At 71.2% G+C, this 16,738-nt stretch carries 18 protein-coding genes; 14 read left to right on the top strand and 4 right to left on the bottom strand.

The genetic code is table 11. The features are described 5' to 3' along the window. Positions 1 to 28 precede the first annotated feature (28 nt). From LQ222_RS11640 to LQ222_RS11630, 3 genes are read right to left on the bottom strand one after another with little or no spacing between them, the layout of a single operon-like run. Positions 29 to 766 (bottom strand): ABC transporter ATP-binding protein, encoded by a 738-nt coding sequence (locus LQ222_RS11640; protein ID WP_230166563.1) that lies wholly within the window; start codon positions 764 to 766, stop codon positions 29 to 31. A gap of 4 nt (positions 767 to 770) precedes the next feature. Next, positions 771 to 1,604: an ABC transporter permease gene (locus LQ222_RS11635; protein WP_230166562.1), complete on the bottom strand. Its 834-nt coding sequence runs from the start codon at positions 1,602 to 1,604 to the stop codon at positions 771 to 773. A gap of 45 nt (positions 1,605 to 1,649) precedes the next feature. Continuing rightward, the gene (locus LQ222_RS11630; RefSeq protein WP_230166561.1) at positions 1,650 to 2,183 is read right to left on the bottom strand and encodes a glycine zipper 2TM domain-containing protein; all 534 of its coding nucleotides are present in this window, start codon (positions 2,181 to 2,183) and stop codon (positions 1,650 to 1,652) included. Between the two features lie 309 nt (positions 2,184 to 2,492). Between LQ222_RS11630 and LQ222_RS26295 the strand changes: the two genes are divergently transcribed. The 11 genes from LQ222_RS26295 to LQ222_RS11570 all read left to right on the top strand — a co-directional run bounded on the left by LQ222_RS26295 (position 2,493) and on the right by LQ222_RS11570 (position 13,978). After that, positions 2,493 to 3,812 carry a lytic transglycosylase domain-containing protein gene (locus LQ222_RS26295; protein ID WP_305800014.1) on the top strand — a complete coding sequence of 440 codons (1,320 nt, stop codon included), beginning with the start codon at positions 2,493 to 2,495 and terminating at the stop codon, positions 3,810 to 3,812. 200 nt (positions 3,813 to 4,012) lie between these two features. Beyond that, positions 4,013 to 4,255 carry a hypothetical protein gene (locus LQ222_RS11615; RefSeq protein ID WP_230166560.1) on the top strand — a complete coding sequence of 81 codons (243 nt, stop codon included), beginning with the start codon at positions 4,013 to 4,015 and terminating at the stop codon, positions 4,253 to 4,255. A 67-nt stretch (positions 4,256 to 4,322) separates the two neighbouring features. After that, positions 4,323 to 6,455, top strand: coding sequence for an acetate--CoA ligase family protein (locus LQ222_RS11610; protein WP_230166559.1), 2,133 nt, complete (start codon positions 4,323 to 4,325; stop codon positions 6,453 to 6,455). Then, positions 6,452 to 7,318, top strand: coding sequence for a MaoC family dehydratase (locus LQ222_RS11605; protein ID WP_230166558.1), 867 nt, complete (start codon positions 6,452 to 6,454; stop codon positions 7,316 to 7,318). The genes LQ222_RS11610 and LQ222_RS11605 overlap by 4 nt, the downstream gene beginning before the upstream one ends. Next, positions 7,315 to 8,139: an isocitrate lyase/phosphoenolpyruvate mutase family protein gene (locus tag LQ222_RS11600; RefSeq protein ID WP_230166557.1), complete on the top strand. Its 825-nt coding sequence runs from the start codon at positions 7,315 to 7,317 to the stop codon at positions 8,137 to 8,139. The genes LQ222_RS11605 and LQ222_RS11600 overlap by 4 nt, the downstream gene beginning before the upstream one ends. Before the next feature lie 5 nt (positions 8,140 to 8,144). After that, on the top strand, positions 8,145 to 8,825 hold the full coding sequence (locus LQ222_RS11595) for a 3-oxoacid CoA-transferase subunit A (RefSeq protein ID WP_230166556.1): 681 nt from the start codon (positions 8,145 to 8,147) through the stop codon (positions 8,823 to 8,825). A 12-nt stretch (positions 8,826 to 8,837) separates the two neighbouring features. Next, positions 8,838 to 9,479, top strand: coding sequence for a 3-oxoacid CoA-transferase subunit B (locus LQ222_RS11590; RefSeq protein WP_230166554.1), 642 nt, complete (start codon positions 8,838 to 8,840; stop codon positions 9,477 to 9,479). A gap of 33 nt (positions 9,480 to 9,512) precedes the next feature. After that, positions 9,513 to 10,583, top strand: a complete 1,071-nt coding sequence (locus LQ222_RS11585; RefSeq protein WP_230166553.1) for an acyl-CoA dehydrogenase family protein — start codon at positions 9,513 to 9,515, stop codon at positions 10,581 to 10,583. Next, the gene (locus tag LQ222_RS11580) at positions 10,580 to 11,350 is read left to right on the top strand and encodes an enoyl-CoA hydratase/isomerase family protein (protein WP_230166551.1); all 771 of its coding nucleotides are present in this window, start codon (positions 10,580 to 10,582) and stop codon (positions 11,348 to 11,350) included. The genes LQ222_RS11585 and LQ222_RS11580 overlap by 4 nt, the downstream gene beginning before the upstream one ends. Before the next feature lie 4 nt (positions 11,351 to 11,354). Further along, the gene (locus LQ222_RS11575) at positions 11,355 to 12,524 is read left to right on the top strand and encodes an acyl-CoA dehydrogenase family protein (RefSeq protein ID WP_230166550.1); all 1,170 of its coding nucleotides are present in this window, start codon (positions 11,355 to 11,357) and stop codon (positions 12,522 to 12,524) included. 59 nt (positions 12,525 to 12,583) lie between these two features. After that, complete coding sequence (locus LQ222_RS11570) at positions 12,584 to 13,978, top strand: amidase family protein (RefSeq protein ID WP_230166548.1); 1,395 nt, start codon at positions 12,584 to 12,586, stop codon at positions 13,976 to 13,978. 4 nt (positions 13,979 to 13,982) lie between these two features. Here LQ222_RS11570 and LQ222_RS26290 read toward each other — a convergent pair whose 3' ends face one another. Beyond that, positions 13,983 to 14,858, bottom strand: a complete 876-nt coding sequence (locus LQ222_RS26290) for a DUF805 domain-containing protein (RefSeq protein ID WP_305800013.1) — start codon at positions 14,856 to 14,858, stop codon at positions 13,983 to 13,985. 132 nt (positions 14,859 to 14,990) lie between these two features. Here LQ222_RS26290 and LQ222_RS11560 point away from each other — a divergent pair, with 132 nt between their 5' ends. The 3 genes from LQ222_RS11560 to LQ222_RS11550 all read left to right on the top strand — a co-directional run bounded on the left by LQ222_RS11560 (position 14,991) and on the right by LQ222_RS11550 (position 16,731). Continuing rightward, complete coding sequence (locus tag LQ222_RS11560; protein ID WP_230166546.1) at positions 14,991 to 15,386, top strand: hypothetical protein; 396 nt, start codon at positions 14,991 to 14,993, stop codon at positions 15,384 to 15,386. 67 nt (positions 15,387 to 15,453) lie between these two features. Beyond that, positions 15,454 to 15,927, top strand: coding sequence for an L-2-amino-thiazoline-4-carboxylic acid hydrolase (locus tag LQ222_RS11555; protein ID WP_230166545.1), 474 nt, complete (start codon positions 15,454 to 15,456; stop codon positions 15,925 to 15,927). Between the two features lie 6 nt (positions 15,928 to 15,933). After that, positions 15,934 to 16,731 (top strand): trans-aconitate 2-methyltransferase, encoded by a 798-nt coding sequence (locus LQ222_RS11550; RefSeq protein ID WP_230166543.1) that lies wholly within the window; start codon positions 15,934 to 15,936, stop codon positions 16,729 to 16,731. Positions 16,732 to 16,738: the final 7 nt, after the last annotated feature.

The following is a 16,738-nucleotide window of genomic DNA, read 5'->3' as shown; positions in this document are numbered from 1 at the left end:
CCGCGCGCCGTCCCGCCGCGGCCGCGCGCTACAGGCCGGCCGCGTCCAGCACCTCGGCCACCGGGCCATCGGCCAGGATCCGCCCACCCTCCAGCCGTATCGCCCGGGTGCACCACTTCCGCACGATGTTCATGTCGTGCGTCGCAATCAGCAGGATCTCGGCATCCGTCACCAGCTTCGCCAGGCGCTGGTCGGCGCGCGCCATGAACTCGGCATCGCCGGCCAGGAACCATTCGTCCATCAGCAGGATCTCGGGCGTCATCGCCGTGGCCATGGCGAAGGCCAGGCGCACGTTCATGCCCGCCGAATAGCCGCGGATCGGCACGTCGAAGAACTCATTGAGGCCCGCGAAGCCCTGCACCTCATCGGCCAGGGCGCGGCCGGCGGCCTCGGTCATGCCGCGATACAGCGCGCGCAGCACCACGTTCTCGCGCCCGGTCAGCAGCGGGTCCATCCCCGCCGCGGGGTCGATCAGGGACCCGATCTCGCCCGCCACGCGCAGGCTGCCGGCGACCGGTTCGTAGACGCCCGCGATGGTGCGCAGCAGCGTGGTCTTGCCCGCGCCATTGGGGCCGACCAGCGCCACGCGCTCCCCGTTGCCGATGCGGAAGGTCAGGTCGCGCAGCGCCGCGACCACGATGCGGTTGTCGTCGTCGCGCTTCAGCCGCAGCGGTGCCGAGGCCAGCAGCCGCTGCTTCAGCGACCGTGCATTGTGATGATAGAGCGGGAATTCGATTGCCATCCCCGCGGCATCGATCGCGGCCATGGCGTCAGACCCAGAAGGCGATGCGCCCGCGGAAGCGGACGAAGAAGACCCAGGCACCCGCCACCAGCGCCGAGGTCCAGATGATCGCCGAGGCCCAGACCAGCAGGCCCGCGCTGCCACCCATCAGCGGCGCGCGTACCGTCTCCATCACCGCGAAGAACGGGTTGATCGCCAGGAAGGGCTCCCAGTGCCCGACCATGTCCGGCTTCCAGATCACCGGCGAGACGAAGAAGGCGATCTGCATGACCGAGGCGACGATCGGCGGGATGTCGCGGAACCGCGCGCAGACCATGCCCAGGAAAAGCGACGCCGCGAAGGCGGCCGCCGCGATCAGCACGAAACCCGGGATCGCCGCCAGCACGCCCCAGCCGGGCAGCACGCCGAACCAGGCGAAGACCACCGCGATCAGCGGCAGGTTGTGCGCCGCGATCACCGCGTTGCGGAACACCACGCGCAGCGCGTGCACGCTATAGGGCAGCGGCATCTGGCGGATCACGCCCTCGGCGCCGGTCAGGCTGGTGGTGGCGTCGGTGACGATCTGCGAGATGGTGTTCCACACGATCAGGCTGACCGCGAGCCAGGGCAGGTAGGCCGCGACATCCACCCGGAACAGCTTGGCGTACAGGATGCCGAGCGCACCCAGCATCACCGCGGTGGACAGCGTGAGCCAGAACGGGCCGAGCACCGACCCGCGGTAGCGATGGGTGATGTCGCTGCGCGCCAGCGCCCAGGCCAGGCGCCAGCGCGACAGGCCGCCGCGCAGGTCCTCGAGCGCGCGTTCGCGCCGCCGCGGGGCGGCGGCGTCGAAATCATGGACCGGGCTGGCGGCATGGAGCATGGGCCGGGGCTTCTACACGCCCCGCGCCGCCGCAGGAAGGCCGTGCTACTTGCCGCCGCGCGCGTCAACCGGCCCGCCGCCATAGGTCGCCCCATAGCCGACCGGCGCGGCGCCGCCGGCGCGCGACAGCCGGACCCGGTCGCTCTGGGTGATCAGGACGCGGTCGCCCACGGTCAGGCCGAGTTCGTTGGTCTGGATCACGGCGCGGGTCTGGCCGGAATCGTCACGGATGATGAATTCCATGGCATTGCCGCGGGTGACGCCTTCCTCGATGGCCGCGCCGGCCAGGCCGCCGGCAAGCGCGCCGACCACCCCGCCGACCGTCCGGGCGCGCCAGTCGCCGCCGATGGTGCTGCCGATCAGCCCCCCGCCCACCGCGCCGGCGCCCGCACCCACGCCGCTGCGCGTGCCGCTGACCGCAACAGGCCGCATCCCCACGATGGTGCCGGAGGACACGTAGCCGGAGGACCCCAGCGCCCCGCGGTCCACGGTGCTGTTGCCGGCGGGGGCGCAGGCGGTCAGGCCAGCGCCGAGCGCCAGCACGGCGCAGATCGGCGCGAGACGGCGGGCTTCGAACATGGATCGCATACTCCTTCGATTCGCGCCGGGACACCGACGGCGCGCGGCGCAACGCCGCGCGATGGCCACAATGGTGTGGATCATCGCTACACGTGGCGCCGGGCGCGTTGCAAGCACCCCCACATGCGGTGGCGTGGCTGCAATACTTGACCCGGCGGCTCACGGCGGACTACGCAAGTTTTCAGAGTCTTGTGCTTAACGCCTTGGGTGGCGGCGCTGCCGGGACGGGACGGAGGGGGATCCGGACCATCCAGATCGCTTCGTGCGAAGCGGCAATGCCGGGGCCAGGCCCGTTGGAGACCAGGGGGAATGACCGGAACTCGCTTGCGCGCCGCCAGGATGGCCTTGGCCTTCTGTGCCTTGTCCATGCTCGCGGCCTGCGCCCAGACGGGCCAGCGGAGCGCCGGCAACGGCCCGTTCTACAACCGCCCCGACAGCCCGGCCCCGCCGGGCCCGCCGGGCGATCCCTGGGGTCCGTGGATCCGCGACGCCTCGCGCCGCTTCGACATCCCGGAATTGTGGATCCGCGAGGTGATGCGCCAGGAGAGCGGCGGGCGGGCCAATGCGACCTCGCATGCCGGCGCCATGGGGCTGATGCAGGTGATGCCCGGCACCTACCGGGAATTGCAGGCGCGCTACAACCTCGGCTCCGACCCGTACCATCCCTACGACAGCATCCAGGCCGGCACGGCCTATCTGCGCGAGATGTACGAGCTCTACGGCAATCCGGCCTTCCTGGCCGCCTACAATGCCGGCCCCCGGCGGCTCGAGGACTACCTGTGGGGCGGCCGCGGCCTGCCGAACGAGACCCGCAACTACGTCCAGCGCATCGGCCCGCGCATCCAGACCGCCGCGCCGAACCGCCGCGCCCCGGCCGAGGTCTATGCCGCCGCCGAGATCGGCCTGTTCATCCCGGCCGGGCCGCGCCCCGTGAGCGGCGGTACCATGACGGCGCTGCGCCAGCAGCGCGAGGCAGCGCCGCCCGTGCAGGTCGCCGCCGCTCCGCCGCCGCCGCCGGCCGCCCCCCGCGTGCAGGTCGCGAGCCTGGCGACCGCCGCCCTGGTGGCGCCCCCGGCGGCGCCGCCGGCCTATATGCAGGGCATCGAGAACCCGACCCTGACGCCCTCCGCCCGCGCCGCCCTGGCCGAGGCGGCCCGCGAATCCGAGATCGAACGCGCCCAGCAGGCCGCCGAGGAGGCCGCGCAGACCCGCGCGCCATCCGTGGTTGCCAGCGCCCTGGCCGCGCCGGAGCGCCGTGCCCCCGCCGGGTCGCCCTTCCGCAGCCTGGGCGGGATCGTCGGCACCGCGCAGGCCAGCACCCTGCCCCGCGGCACGCCGCCGGCCCCGCCCGCGCCGGCAGCAGCCGCCGCGCCCGCCGCGGCCGGGGGCAATCGCTGGTCGGTGCAGGTCGGCGCCTTCGCGTCGGAGAACCTGGCGCGCGTCTCGGCCAACCAGGCGCGCGACACGGTCCAGACCATGGGCGCGCGGACGGCGGTGACGCCGGTGCGCCAGGGCAGCACCACGCTGTATCGCGCGCGTGTCACCGGCCTGACGCGCAGCGGCGCCGAGCAGGCCTGCGCGCGGATGCGCGGCCGCGGCGCCTGCACCGTGGTCGCGCCGGACGCCTGAGAAACCCATCGAGACAGCGCCATCCGGCGCCGTCTCAAGCGGGCGCCCAGCCGCGGCCGGCGACGCCGCGGGGCCGCCACGCCGTCCGGCGCCAGGCGGCGATTGCGTCGCGCCGATGAAGTTCGGCGCCGTCATCGCCGTGTGATGGAACCGCATCGCGCGCCGGGTGCATCACCCAGCCTCCTTCAGGAGGTTGGATCATGGACGGCTTGGATATCGAAATCGAAGGCGACAGCGAGCCAGCGGTGGCGCTTGCGCTGCTGAAGATCGTGATGCGCGCCGAAGGCAAGGACGAGGGCGGCGCGACCGCCGACTGGATCCTGTCGACCTATGGCCGTTGCCTGGCGGCGGTGGTCGGCTTCGACTCCGAAGCGGAGATCGACCCGCCGGAGGACGACGAGGACGAGGATGAGGACGAGGCCGCGGAAAAGACCGCCGCCTGACACCTGCCTCTTGCCGCCCTCGGCGTGGGGCGTCACCCTCCGGCCGGTACCGGGAAGGGAGACGTCCATGCAGGCCGAGGGCGGTGATGCGCGCGCAGATTTTGTTGGCGGATTTGCCGCGCTCGACGCCATGGTGCGGCCGCGGTCGGTCGCCATCGTCGGGGCATCGGACGACGCGACGCGCATCGGCGGACGGCCGATCGCCTACATGCAGAAGCAGGGCTTCGCCGGCACCATCCTGCCGGTGAACCCCAACCGCGCGACGGTGCAGGGGCTGGCCGCCTTCAACAGCGTGGCCACGCTGCCGCAGGCGCCGGATGTGGCGATCGTGGCGGTGCCGGGCGAAGCCGCCGTGCAGGCGGTGGACGATCTGGGTGCGAAGGGCTGCCGCGCCGCGGTGGTCTTCACCGCCGGCTTCGCCGAGGTCGACGAGGCCGGCGCCGCCATGCAGGACCGGCTGGTGGCGGCCGCGCGCCGCCACGGCATGCGACTGCTGGGGCCGAACTGCCTCGGGCTGTTCAACGCCAGCATCAATTTCTATCCGATCTTCTCGCTGTCCTTCGAGCAGGGCTGGCCGCTGCGCGGCAATGTCGGCATCGCCTCGCAGTCGGGTGCGTATGGGACGCATGTGTTTGCCGTCTCGCGCATGCGCGGCATCGGCACGCCGGTGTGCATCACCACCGGCAACGAGGCCGATGTGTCGCTCGGCGAGGCGATCGGCTGGATGGCGCAGGCGCCGGAGGTCGAGGTGATCTGCGCCTATGCCGAGGGCATTCGCGAGAGCGCGCGCTTCACCGCCGCGCTGGATCTCGCGCGGCGCAACCGCAAGCCGGTGGTGCTGATGAAGGTCGGGCGGTCCGAGCTGGGCGGGCATGCGGCGAAGTCGCACACCGCATCGATCGCCGGCGACGACACCATCACCCAGGCGGTGCTGGATGAATTCGGCGTGGTGCGTGCCAGCACGACGGAACAGATGCTCGACATCGCCTATGCGGCGACGAAGCGGATCTATCCGGTGCGGAATTCGCTCGGCGTCATCACCGTGAGCGGCGGCGCGGGCGTGCTGATTTCCGACGCCGCCGATGCGGCCGGCGTGCCGATGCCGCCGCTGCCCGAGGCATCGCAGGCGCATCTGCGGTCGCTGATCTCCTTCTGCGCGCCGCGCAACCCGGTAGATTGCACCGCGCAGGCGGTGAACCAGTCCGAGTTGTTCCCGCAATTCATCGAGACCACGGCCGAGGGCGGCTACGGGTCGATGATGATCTTCCTGACGCAGACGGCGGGGTCGACCACGCTGTCGCCGAAGCTGCGCCCGTATATGCGCGCAGCGCGCGAAAGATTCGCCGACCGGCTCTGGGTGTTGTGCGGCATCGCGCCGCCCGAGAAGGTGCGCGAATACGAGGATGACGGCTTCCTGGTCTTCGAGGATCCGACGCGCGCGGTCGGCGTGATCGAGGCGATGGGCCGCTACGGCGACGCCTTCGCCGCGCAGGCGCCCGAGGAGATCGTGGTGCCGCAGGTGAAGCTGCCGGCGACCACGCCCACCGAGGCCGAGGGCAAGCGCATCCTGGCGCGCGCCGGCATCCCCGCAGTGCCGGAGAAGCCCTGCGGATCGGCCGACGAGGCCGTGGCCGCGGCGGAGTCCTTCGGCTACCCGGTGGTGGCGAAGATCCTGTCGCCCGACATCCTGCACAAGAGCGAGATCGGCGGCGTGCTGCTCGACCTGGCAGATGCGGATGCCGTGCGCGCGGCGCATGCGCTGCTGCTGGCGCGCGCCGCCGAACGCGCGCCGGGCGCGCGCATCGAGGGCGTGCTGATCGCCCGGCAGATCAAGGGCGCGGTCGAGATGGCGCTGGGCATTGCGCGCGACCCGGTCTTCGGGCCGGTCGCGATGGTCGGCCTGGGCGGCGTGTTCATCGAGATCCTGAAGGACGTGTCCTTCCGCCGCTGCCCGTTTGGCGAAGCGGAAGCCGAGCGGATGATCCGATCGCTGAAGGGCTTCCCGCTGCTCGATGGCGCGCGCGGCCGGCCGCGGGCGGATGTGAAGGCGCTGGCCTCCGCGCTGGCCGCGCTGTCGCGCTTCGCGGCCGGTGCCGATGACCGCCTGCTGTCGGTGGACGTGAACCCGCTGCTGGTGCTGCCCGAAGGCCAGGGCGCCTTCGCGGCCGATGCGGTGATCGAGGTGGAGGCCGCATCGTGACCATCAACCACGACCATCTTCTGAATTACCCGATCCCGGAAATCCGCCAGACGATCCGCTGGCAGGATACGGCGCTGTACAATTTCTCGATCGGGTTGGGGCAGGACCCGATGGACCAGGCGCAGCTCGATTTCCTGTACGAGCCGCGCCTGAAGGCCATGCCGTCCATGGCGGTGGTGCTGGGCTATCCGGGCTTCTGGATCCGCAACCCGGATACCGGCGTGGACTGGACGCAGGTGCTGCATGGCGAACAGTCGATCATCCTGCACAAGCCGTTGCCCGCGGAAGGCGAGATCATCGGGCGTTCGCGCATCACCAGCATCGTCGATCGCGGCGCCGGCAAGGGCGCCATGCTCTACAACGAGCGCGTCGTGACCGATGCGCAGACCGGCGAGAAGCTCGCCACGCTGGAAGGCACCACCTTCGCGCGCGGCGATGGCGGCTTCGGCGGGCCATCGGGGCCGATCAAGCGCCCGCATCCGGAACCCGATCGCGCGCCGGACCTGTCGGTGGACCTGCCGACGCGGCCGGAGCAGGCCATCGTCTATCGCCTGAACGGCGACCACAATCCGCTGCACATCGACCCCGCCGTGGCGGCGAAGGCGGGCTTCCAGCAGCCGATCCTGCACGGGCTGTGCACCTTCGGCGTGGTCTGCCACGCGCTGATGAAGGCGCTATGCGGCTATGATCCGGCGCGGTTCGGGCGGATGGACCTGCGCTTCTCCTCGCCGGTGTTTCCCGGCGAGACCATCCGCACCGAGATCTGGCACGAGCAAGGCGGCGCGGCCTTCCGTGCCCGCGTGGTGGAACGCGACAAGGTGGTGGTCAGCAACGGGCTGTTCCGCCATGCGGGTGCGGCATGAACGCCGCCGAACGCGCAGAACGCTTCGCCGCGCTGCACGCGTCGGGCTGCTTTGCGCTGCCCAACGCCTGGGATGCGGGCAGCGCGCGCATCATGGAACATGCGGGCGCCGTCGCGATCGCCACGACCTCGGCCGGCATCGCCTGGCAGCTGGGGCGGCGCGACTACGCAGTGAACCTGGCGGAATCGCTCGACAATGCGCGCGTGCTGATGGCCGCGACCGACCTGCCCGTTTCCGCCGACCTGGAAGACGGCTTCGGCGCATCGCCCGAGGATTGCGCAAGCACCGTGCGCGCGGCCGGCGAGGCCGGGCTGGCCGGCTGCACGATCGAGGACACGACACGCGACGCGGCCTCGCCGATCCATGACTTCGACCATGCCGTCGCGCGCATCCGCGCCGCGGTGCAGGCGGCGCGCGCGCTGGGCCGGCCCTTCGTGCTGACGGCGCGGGCGGAGAATTTCCTCAACGGCCGCCCGGACCTGGACGACACGATCCGCCGCCTGGTGGCCTTCGCCGAGGTCGGCGCGGATTGCCTCTATGCCCCCTTCCTGCCGGACATGGATGCGATCCGGCAGGCGGTGACGGCGGTGGCGCCGAAGCCGGTCAATGTTCTGGCCGGGCCGCGGTCGGGCTATGTGCCGCTGGCGGTGCTGGCGGATGCCGGCGTGCGGCGTGTCAGCGCCGGCGGGCTGCTGGCGCGCGCCGCCTATGCGCATACCATCGAGATGACGCGGGCGATGCTGGCGGGCGACCTGCCGCGCCTCGCATCGGTCCCGCCCGGGGCTGAACTGAATGCCGCCATGCGCGGCAAGGGAGACTGACCGACGTGATCAACAAGATCGTGCAGTCCATGGCCGACGCCATGGCCGGCATCAAGGACGGATCGACCGTGCTGATCGGCGGCTTCGGTGCCGTCGGCCAGCCCGACGAGCTGATCGAGGCGCTGATCGAACACGGGGCGAAGGACCTGGTCTGCGTGGCCAACAACGCGGGCAACGGTCGCGTCGGGCTGGCGAGGCTCATGGAGCTTGGCCGCGTGCGCAAGATCATCTGCTCCTTCCCGCGCTCCGCCGGATCGGTGGTGTTCGAGGAACTGTACCGCGCCGGCAAGATCGAGCTCGAGATCGTCCCGCAAGGCACCATGGCGGAACGCATGCGCGCGGCCGGTGCGGGCGTGCCGGCCTTCTTCACCGCGACATCGGTCGGCACCATCCTCGCGAACGGCAAGGAGCAGAGCGAATTCGGCGGCCGCACCTATGTGATGGAACACGCGCTGCATGCCGACGTCGCGCTGGTCGAGGGCTGGGAGGGCGACCGCTGGGGCAACCTGACCTATCGCGCGAGCGGACGGAACTTCAACCCGGTGATGGCGATGGCCGCCGACCTGACGATCGCGCAGGTCTCGCATATCCGCGAACTCGGCGAGATCGTGCCGGAGAACGTGCACACACCGGGCATCTTCGTGCAGCGCGTGATCCAGGTGGATCGCGGGCCGGCTTGGGCATAGGGAGGACAGGACATGCAGGGCTTCGACCGCAAGGCCATGGCCGCGCGCCTGGCGCAGGACATCCCCGAGGGCTGGTACGTCAACCTCGGCATCGGCATCCCGACCATGGTGGGCGACTTCGTGCCGCTCGATCGCGAGGTGATCCTGCATTCCGAGAACGGCATCCTCGGCATGGGCCCCGCGCCGGCGCCGGACAAGGTGGACCCCTGGCTGGTGAACGCCGGCAAGCAGGCGGTCACGCTGCGCGCGGGCGGGTCGTATTGCCACCACGCCGACAGCTTCGCGATGATCCGCGGCGGGCATATCGACCTGTGCGTGCTCGGCGCGTTCGAGGTCGCGCAGAACGGCGACATCGCCAATTGGGCGACGAGCGAGAACGACACCGCGCCGGCGGTGGGCGGCGCGATGGACCTCGGCGCCGGGGCGAAGCGGCTGTGGGTCATCATGGAGCACACCACCAAGGATGGCCGGCCGAAGCTGGTGGAACGCTGCGGCTATCCGCTGACCACGCCGGGCGCGGTGAAGCGCGTCTACACCAACCTCGGCGTCTTCGACGTGGTGGCCGGGAAGGGCTTCGTGGTGGTGGACCTGGCGCCGGGGGTTTCGCTGGAGCAGGTGCAGGCAGCGTCGGGCGCGGTGCTGCATACGCAGTGACGCGGCGCACCCAGGCAGGCAATTGAGGACATGATGAGCGCAGCGACAGACGACCGCACCGAATCCATCCGCATGATCCGCGACAGCGCCGGCGCCGTGGCGCCGCGCGGCGGGGACAGCAAGCGCGTGCGCGCGCTGCGCTTCGCCTCGCCCGGCTTCGACCGTGCGGTCTTCGCCGAGATGGGCGCGCTGGGCTGGTTCGGCCTGGCGGTGAGCGAGGATGCCGGCGGTGCGGGCCTCGGCCTGTCCGAAGCGGTGGCGCTGGCGGAGGAGATCGGCGCGGGTCTGGCGCCGGAGCCGCTGGTGCCGGCGATGCTCTCGGCGCGGCTGCTGGCCGCGGGCGATGATGCGGCGCTGCTGGCCGCGGCACTGGCGGGCGAGACGGTCGTGCTGACCGCCTGGCAGGAACGCGCCGATACGCTGGCCGCGCCGGGCACGCCGGATGCGCCGCGCGTCTTCATCCCGATGGCGGCCGGTGCCGATACCTTCCTGCTGCCGGTGCGCGAGGCGAACCGCATCGCGCTGCATGCGTTACCTGCGGCGGGTGCCGACCTCACGCTGGAGAAGGCGATGGATGGCGGCACTATCGGCACGCTGCGCGCCGATTTGTCGCGCACCACGCGCGTGGCCGATGATGTCGGCGCAGTGCTGGAACAGGCGCTGGATGAAGCCGCGCTGGCGACCGCGGGCCTGATGCTCGGCCTGATGGAACGCGCCTTCGACATGACGCTGGGCTATCTGCGGACGCGCCAGCAATTCGGCCGCATCATCGGCACCTTCCAGTCGCTGCAGCATCGCGCGGCGGACCTGAAGGTGCATATCGCGCTGACGCGCGCGGCGGTGGAAGCCGCGGCCGCCGTGCTGGATTCCGGTGCGACCGGCGCGGTGCGCCAGGCGGCGGTGTCCAAGGCCAAGCATCGCGCGGCGGAATCGGGCATGCTCGTGCTGCGGCAATGCATCCAGCTGCATGGCGGCATCGGCTACACCGACGAATACGATGTCGGGCTGTATCTGCGCCGCGGCATGGTCATCATGAACCAGTACGGGTCGGCCACGCTGCATCGCCGGCGCTTCATGGCCCTCGCGCCGGAGGATGTGGAATGAGCGACGCCGCCAAGGTTCGCGAGGAGATGGACGGCAACGTCCTGGTCCTCACCATCGACTACCCGTCGCGCAAGAATGCGATCGGCCCCGGCGTGCGCCAGGCGCTGGAAGAAGCGATCGAACGCGCGCATGACGACAAGGCGGTGCGCGCCATCGTCATCACCGGCGCGGGCGGCACCTTCTGCGCCGGCGGCGACATCTCGAACATGAATGTCGGCACGGCGCTGGATGGGCGCGACCGGATGCGCCGCACGCACCGGCTGGTGCGGCTGATGGCGCGCGGCGCGAAGCCGTTGGTCGCGGCCGTCGAAGGCTGGGCGGCCGGGGCCGGCATGGCGGTCGCGTGTGCCTGCGACACCGTGGTCGCGGCGGAGGACGCGCGCTTCGTCGCCGGCTTCCACAAGATCGGCCTGATGTCCGACATGGGCCTGCCGTGGTTCCTGCCGCGCCGCGTGGGCGTGGGCCGCGCGCGGCGCATCCTGTTCTACCACGAGGTGACGGGTGCGGCCGAAGGCGAGCGCATCGGCCTGGTGGATTTCGTCGCACCGCCCGGCAAGGCACTGGAGGTCGCGTTGGAGAAGGCGCGCTTCCTCGCCGCCGAGGCCGCGGGACCGATCGCGCTGACCAAGAAGATCCTGTCCGAAGGGCTCGACGAAGCCCTGGCCGACGAGGCCACCTTCCAGGGCCTGCTGTTCACCACCGCTGACTTCCAGGAAGGCCGCGCGGCGTTCCTCGAAAAGCGCAAGCCGAATTTCGCCGGAGGCTGAACCGATGGTTGCCATCACGCCGAACGAACCGCAGGACCTCAACCTGCTGGACGACGAGACCTTCCGCACGCATGTGCGCCGCTGGATCGAATCCAACTACCCGGCCGAGCTGCGCAACCCGCCCAAGCGCCTGCATTGGGACGAGAACAAGCCCTGGTACTTCAAGCTGGCCGAGAAGGGCTGGCTGTGCCCTGGCTGGCCGCGGCAATTCGGCGGGCTGGGCCTGTCGCCCGCCAAGCAGATCATCTTCACCGAGGAGATCGAGCGCCACGGCTGCGCGCGCACCAACGACCACGGCATCGTCATGGTCGGCCCGCTGCTGATCAACCACGGCACGGCGGAACAGCAGCAGGAATTCCTGCCGAAGATCCTGTCCGGCGAGCACATCTGGTGCCAGGGCTATTCCGAACCCAATGCCGGGTCCGACCTGGCGGCGCTGCGCACCGAAGCCGTGCTGGATGGCGACACCTACATCGTCAATGGCCAGAAGATCTGGACCACGCTGGCGATGGACGCCAACTGGTGCTTCCTGCTGGTGCGCACCGACAAGAACGCGAAGAAGCAGGAGGGGATCAGCTTCCTGCTGGTCGACATGGCCACGCCGGGCATCACGGTGAAGCCGATCATCAACCTCGAATACCACGACGAGTTCTGCGAGGTGTTCTTCGACAATGTCCGCGTGCCGGCGCGCAACCTGGTGGGCACGCCGAACCGCGGCTGGGACATGGCGAAGGCGCTGCTGTCCTTCGAACGCATCTACCTCGGCTCGCCGCGCCTGTCGGCCTATGCCTTCGCGCGGCTGCGCCAGCTCGCGGAACGCATGGGCGTGTGGGAGGAAGCGGCCTTCCAGGAAAGCTACGGCCGGCTGCGGATGGACCTCGAGGACCTGAAGTCGCTCTACGGATCCTTCGTGGACAAGCTGCGGCGCGGCGAGACGCTCGGCCCCGACGTGTCGATGCTGAAGCTGTTCCAGACCGAACTGTTCCAGCGCATCACCGACACCATGCTGGAGATCGCCGGCGAGAATGCCGGGCTGCTGGAACCGATGGAAGGCAACCGCAACCTCAACCCGACCGGGCAGTACATCCAGGCGCGGCCGGCCACGATCTATGGCGGGTCCAACGAGATCCAGCGGAACATCCTGAGCAAGAACGTGCTGGGGCTGCCGGGCTGAATTGACCGCGGCAGTGGCGCGCGGGACCATCCGCGCGCCACCAGCCGCGGAATGCATCCATGCCCGACCTCTGGCGCCTGCCCGCCACCGACATCGCCGCGCGCATCCGCGCCCGCCAGGTCTCCGCCGTCGAGGTCGCGCGCGACGCCCTCGCCCGCCTCGATGCCGCCAACCCACGCATCAACGCCGTGGTGGAGCACCGTCCTGACGACGTGCTGGCCCAGGCCGCCGCCATCGACGCGGCCTTCGCGCGCGGCGACGACCCCGGCCCGCTCGCCGGCGTGCCCGTCACCATCAAGGTGAATACCGACCAGCAGGGCTACGCCACCAGCAACGGGCTGCGGCTGCAGAAGGATCTCATCGCGCGGCAGGACAGCCCCGTGGTGGCCAACCTGCGCATGGCCGGCGCGGTGCTGCTCGGGCGCACCAATACGCCGGCCTTCTCGCTGCGCTGGTTCACGCGCAATTCGCTGCATGGCCACACGCGCAATCCGCGCGATCCGTCGATCACCCCGGGCGGGTCGTCGGGCGGGGCGGCAGCGGCAGTCACCGCGGGCATCGGCGCCATTGCGCATGGCACCGACATCGGCGGGTCGGTGCGCTACCCGGCCTATGCCTGCGGCGTGCATGGGCTTCGGCCGACGCTCGGGCGCATCCCGGCCTGGAATGCCTCGGTCGCGGAACGCCATATCGGCGGGCAGCTGATGGCCGTGAGCGGGCCGATCGCGCGCACCATCGCCGATGTGCGCGCCGGCTTCGCCGCCATGTGCGGGCGCGACATCCGCGACCCCTGGTGGGTCGGCGCGCCGCTCGATGGCCCGCCCGCACCCAGGCGCGCCGCGCTGTGCCTCAACCCCGACGGAATGGCGGTGCAGCCCGCCGTCACCAAAGCCCTGCGCGATGCCGCGAAACGCCTCGAAGCCGCCGGCTGGACCATCGAGGAAGCCGACACCCCGCCCCTGCGCGAACCCGCGGCGCTGCAGGCCATGCTGTGGCTGGCGGAATCCCGCCGCGGCATGAACGCCGCGCTCCAGCAGGAGGCCGACCCCGACGCCAGCTTCGTCTTCGCGCAGATGGAAGAACTCTGCCCCCATCCCGATCTCAATGCCTTCATGGACGGCTTGCAGAAGCGCGCGACCTTCGTGCGCCAGTGGATGGAATTCTTCGAACGCTTCCCGGTCGCGATCACGCCCGTCTCCGGCGAACTGCCCTTCCGCGACAACGAGGATGTCGAAAGCCCCGAAGCCTTCCGCCGCATCATCGAGGCCCAGCTCACGCAGGTCGGGCTGCCGCTGATGGGCCTGCCGGGCCTGACGGTCACCACCGGCCTGGTCGGCACCGTCCCGGTCGGCGTGCAGCTGCTGGCCGGGCGCTACCGCGAGGACCTGCTGCTGCACGCCGGCGCGGTGATCGAGGCCGCCGGCACGCCGCCTTCCCCGGTCGACCCCGCGTAGCGGATCAGTCGCGCCGCACCGGCGGCACGCTGCCGCCCTGTCCCGGCCCGGTCCATGGGCCGGGTGGCGGCTGGCCATACCCCGGCGGGGGCTGGCCGTAGCCCGGCGGCGGTTGACCATAGCCAGGCGGCGGTTGCCCATACCCCGGTGGCGGCGCGCCATACCCGGGCGGCGGCGCGCCCTGCCCCTGCGCCGGCGGCCACCCCTGCGGCGGTGGCTGCCAGCCCTGTTGCGGCGGCGGCTGCCACTGCGGCTGCGGCTGCCATCCCTGCGGCGGCGCCTGCGGCTGCCAGCCTGCGGGCGGCGCGCCCGGCTGCCACTGCGCGCCCTGGCCGCCCAGCGGGTCCGGCCCGAAGCGGTTCGGCCCGACCGTGCCGCGCAGGAAGCCGGTCTCGACCAGCAGCCAGATGCCATAGGCCGCGACGACCAGGCCAGCGACGATCAGCACCAGCATCACGCCCTGCGCATCCTCCGGCCCCATGGCCCGGTCGCGGTGGATGAACAGCCCCCCCGTCGCGGCCGCCAGAGTGATGAAGGCGACCGCCGCCGCCACCGCGCCGACCAGGTAGAAGCCGCCGATCCACCAGCCGGACCGGTCCCTGTCGTGCAGCCGCTTGATGCTGCCGGCCAGCATCGGCCAGATCGACAGCAGCGAGACCAGGCCGCTGATCGGCCCGACCTGCGCCGCATCCGCCGGCGCGGCATCGGCCATCGGCGCCGTGGTAAGCCCCAGCGCCACGTCCAGGATGTTCGCCACCACGCTGGCCACGAACAGCGGCAGCACGTAGCCAAGCCAGAAGGTCTTGCGCCTGATGCGCCCGCCAAAGCTGAACCACTGCCCGATCGTCATCCGCCCGCCCTCGCTGCCGAAGCGCTTCACAGCACCATGGCGGCGGCGGGGCGTGCAAGCCCGCGCCATCTTGCCCGCGCGCCGCCCGTTGCATACCGTCACGTCGTCGAATGATTGGCGGGCCCGCAGGCGCGCCATGACGCCACCGGGAGACTTCCATCAATGATCCGCCGCAAGCTTCTTGCCCTGTTCGCCCTTGCCGGTGCCGGCGCCGTCTCGGCCTGCGCGCCGCAGACCGTCTATGTGCCGCAGCCCGTCGCGATCGCGCCGCAGCCGATCCGCCCGGCCTGCGACACGCGCTTCACCGTGGTGAACAACTCCGGCCTGACCGTCACGCAGCTGTTCTTCAGCCATGCCAGCCGCAACGACTGGGGCGTCGACCAACTCGGCCAGAACGTGCTGCCGCCGGGCCGCGCCTGGAACTACACCGCCGCCAATGCCGGTTCCTACGACTTCCGCGTGGTCTACCAGAATGGCCGTGCCGCGGAACTGCGCCGGGTCGACATCTGCCGCGCCAGCCGGATCGTGGTGACCAACCAGGGCCTCTACGCGCAGTAGCACGCTCGCCGCGCGCGCGCGGCCGCGATAGCCTCCCCGCCGGCATCACCGACGGGGAGGCTTTTTCATGTCCGACGAACGCCTGGGAATCCTCGAGCAACGCCGCATCGAGGCCGCCTTCGCCAAGGGCGTCTTCGAGGAAATGGCCGCCGAACTGGGCGCGGAGCGTGCCAAGGCCATCCTGTCGCGCGCCGTGGTCAAGCTGGCCAAGTCCACCGCCGCCGAGATGGCGAAGGAAGGCCCGGGCGGGCAGCCGTCGCTCGAACACTTCATCGCGCTGCAGCCGCTCTGGACCAAGGGCGATGCGCTGCGGATCGACACGCTGCACAAGGACGCCACGCGCTACGACTTCAACGTCACGCGCTGCCGCTACGCCGAGATGTACAAGGCGATGGGCATCGCGGAACTGGGCGCCGTGCTGTCCTGCAACCGCGACGGCGCCTTCTGCGAGGGCTACGACCCCAGGCTGAAGCTCGAACGCACGCAGACCATCATGGGCGGTGCAACGCATTGCGACTTCCGCTATCGCATGGACGAGTAGCCCCGCGTGTCCGCCTATGTCGCCACCGACGCCGACGCCTATGAACGCAGCATGGGCCGCTGGAGCCGGGCACTCGCGGAGCCCTTCCTGGATGCCCTCGCGCTGCCGCGCGGCGCCGCGCTGCTCGATGCCGGCTGCGGCACCGGCGCGCTGGCCGAGGCGCTGGCCGCGCGCGACCCCACCGCGCGCATCACCGGGATCGACCTCAGCGACGCCTTCGTCACCGCCGCCCGCGCGCGGGTGCCAGGCGCCAGCTTCCGCACCGGCGACATCACCCGCCTGGCCGATGCCGCCGGCGCGTTCGACGCCGCGCTGTCGCTGCTGGTGCTGCAATTCGTGCCCGACCGCGCGGCCGCCGTGGCGGAGCTGGCGCGCGTGACGAAGCCCGGCGGTCTGGTCGCCGCCGCCATGTGGGACTTCACCGGCGGCTTCGCCTTCCTGCGCGCCTTCGCCGACACCGTCGCCGCCGCCGATCCCGATGGCGAGGCCTTCCGCGCGCGCTACTGGGGCGACACGGTCGGGGCGCCGGGGCGCCTTGCCGCGCTGTTCACGGCCGCGGGGCTGCACGACGTCGGTGAGCGCGACATCATGATCCGCCAGGACTTCGACAGCTTCTCCGATTGGTGGGCGCCGTGGTTGACCGGCCAGGGCATCGCCGGCGCCTTCGTCGCCGCACTGCCGCCGGAACGCCTGCCACGCATCGAGGCCCTGGCGCGCCGCGCCTACCTGGCCGGCGCGCCGGACGGCCCGCGGTCCTTCGTGGCGGTGGCGCGCCTGGCGACCGGGCGCCGCGACGGCACGTGACGCGGCA

It is taken from the genome of Roseomonas sp. CECT 9278 (genome assembly GCF_918698155.1).
GTDB lineage: Bacteria > Pseudomonadota > Alphaproteobacteria > Acetobacterales > Acetobacteraceae > Neoroseomonas.
This window is presented reverse-complemented; position numbering and strand designations above follow the sequence as displayed.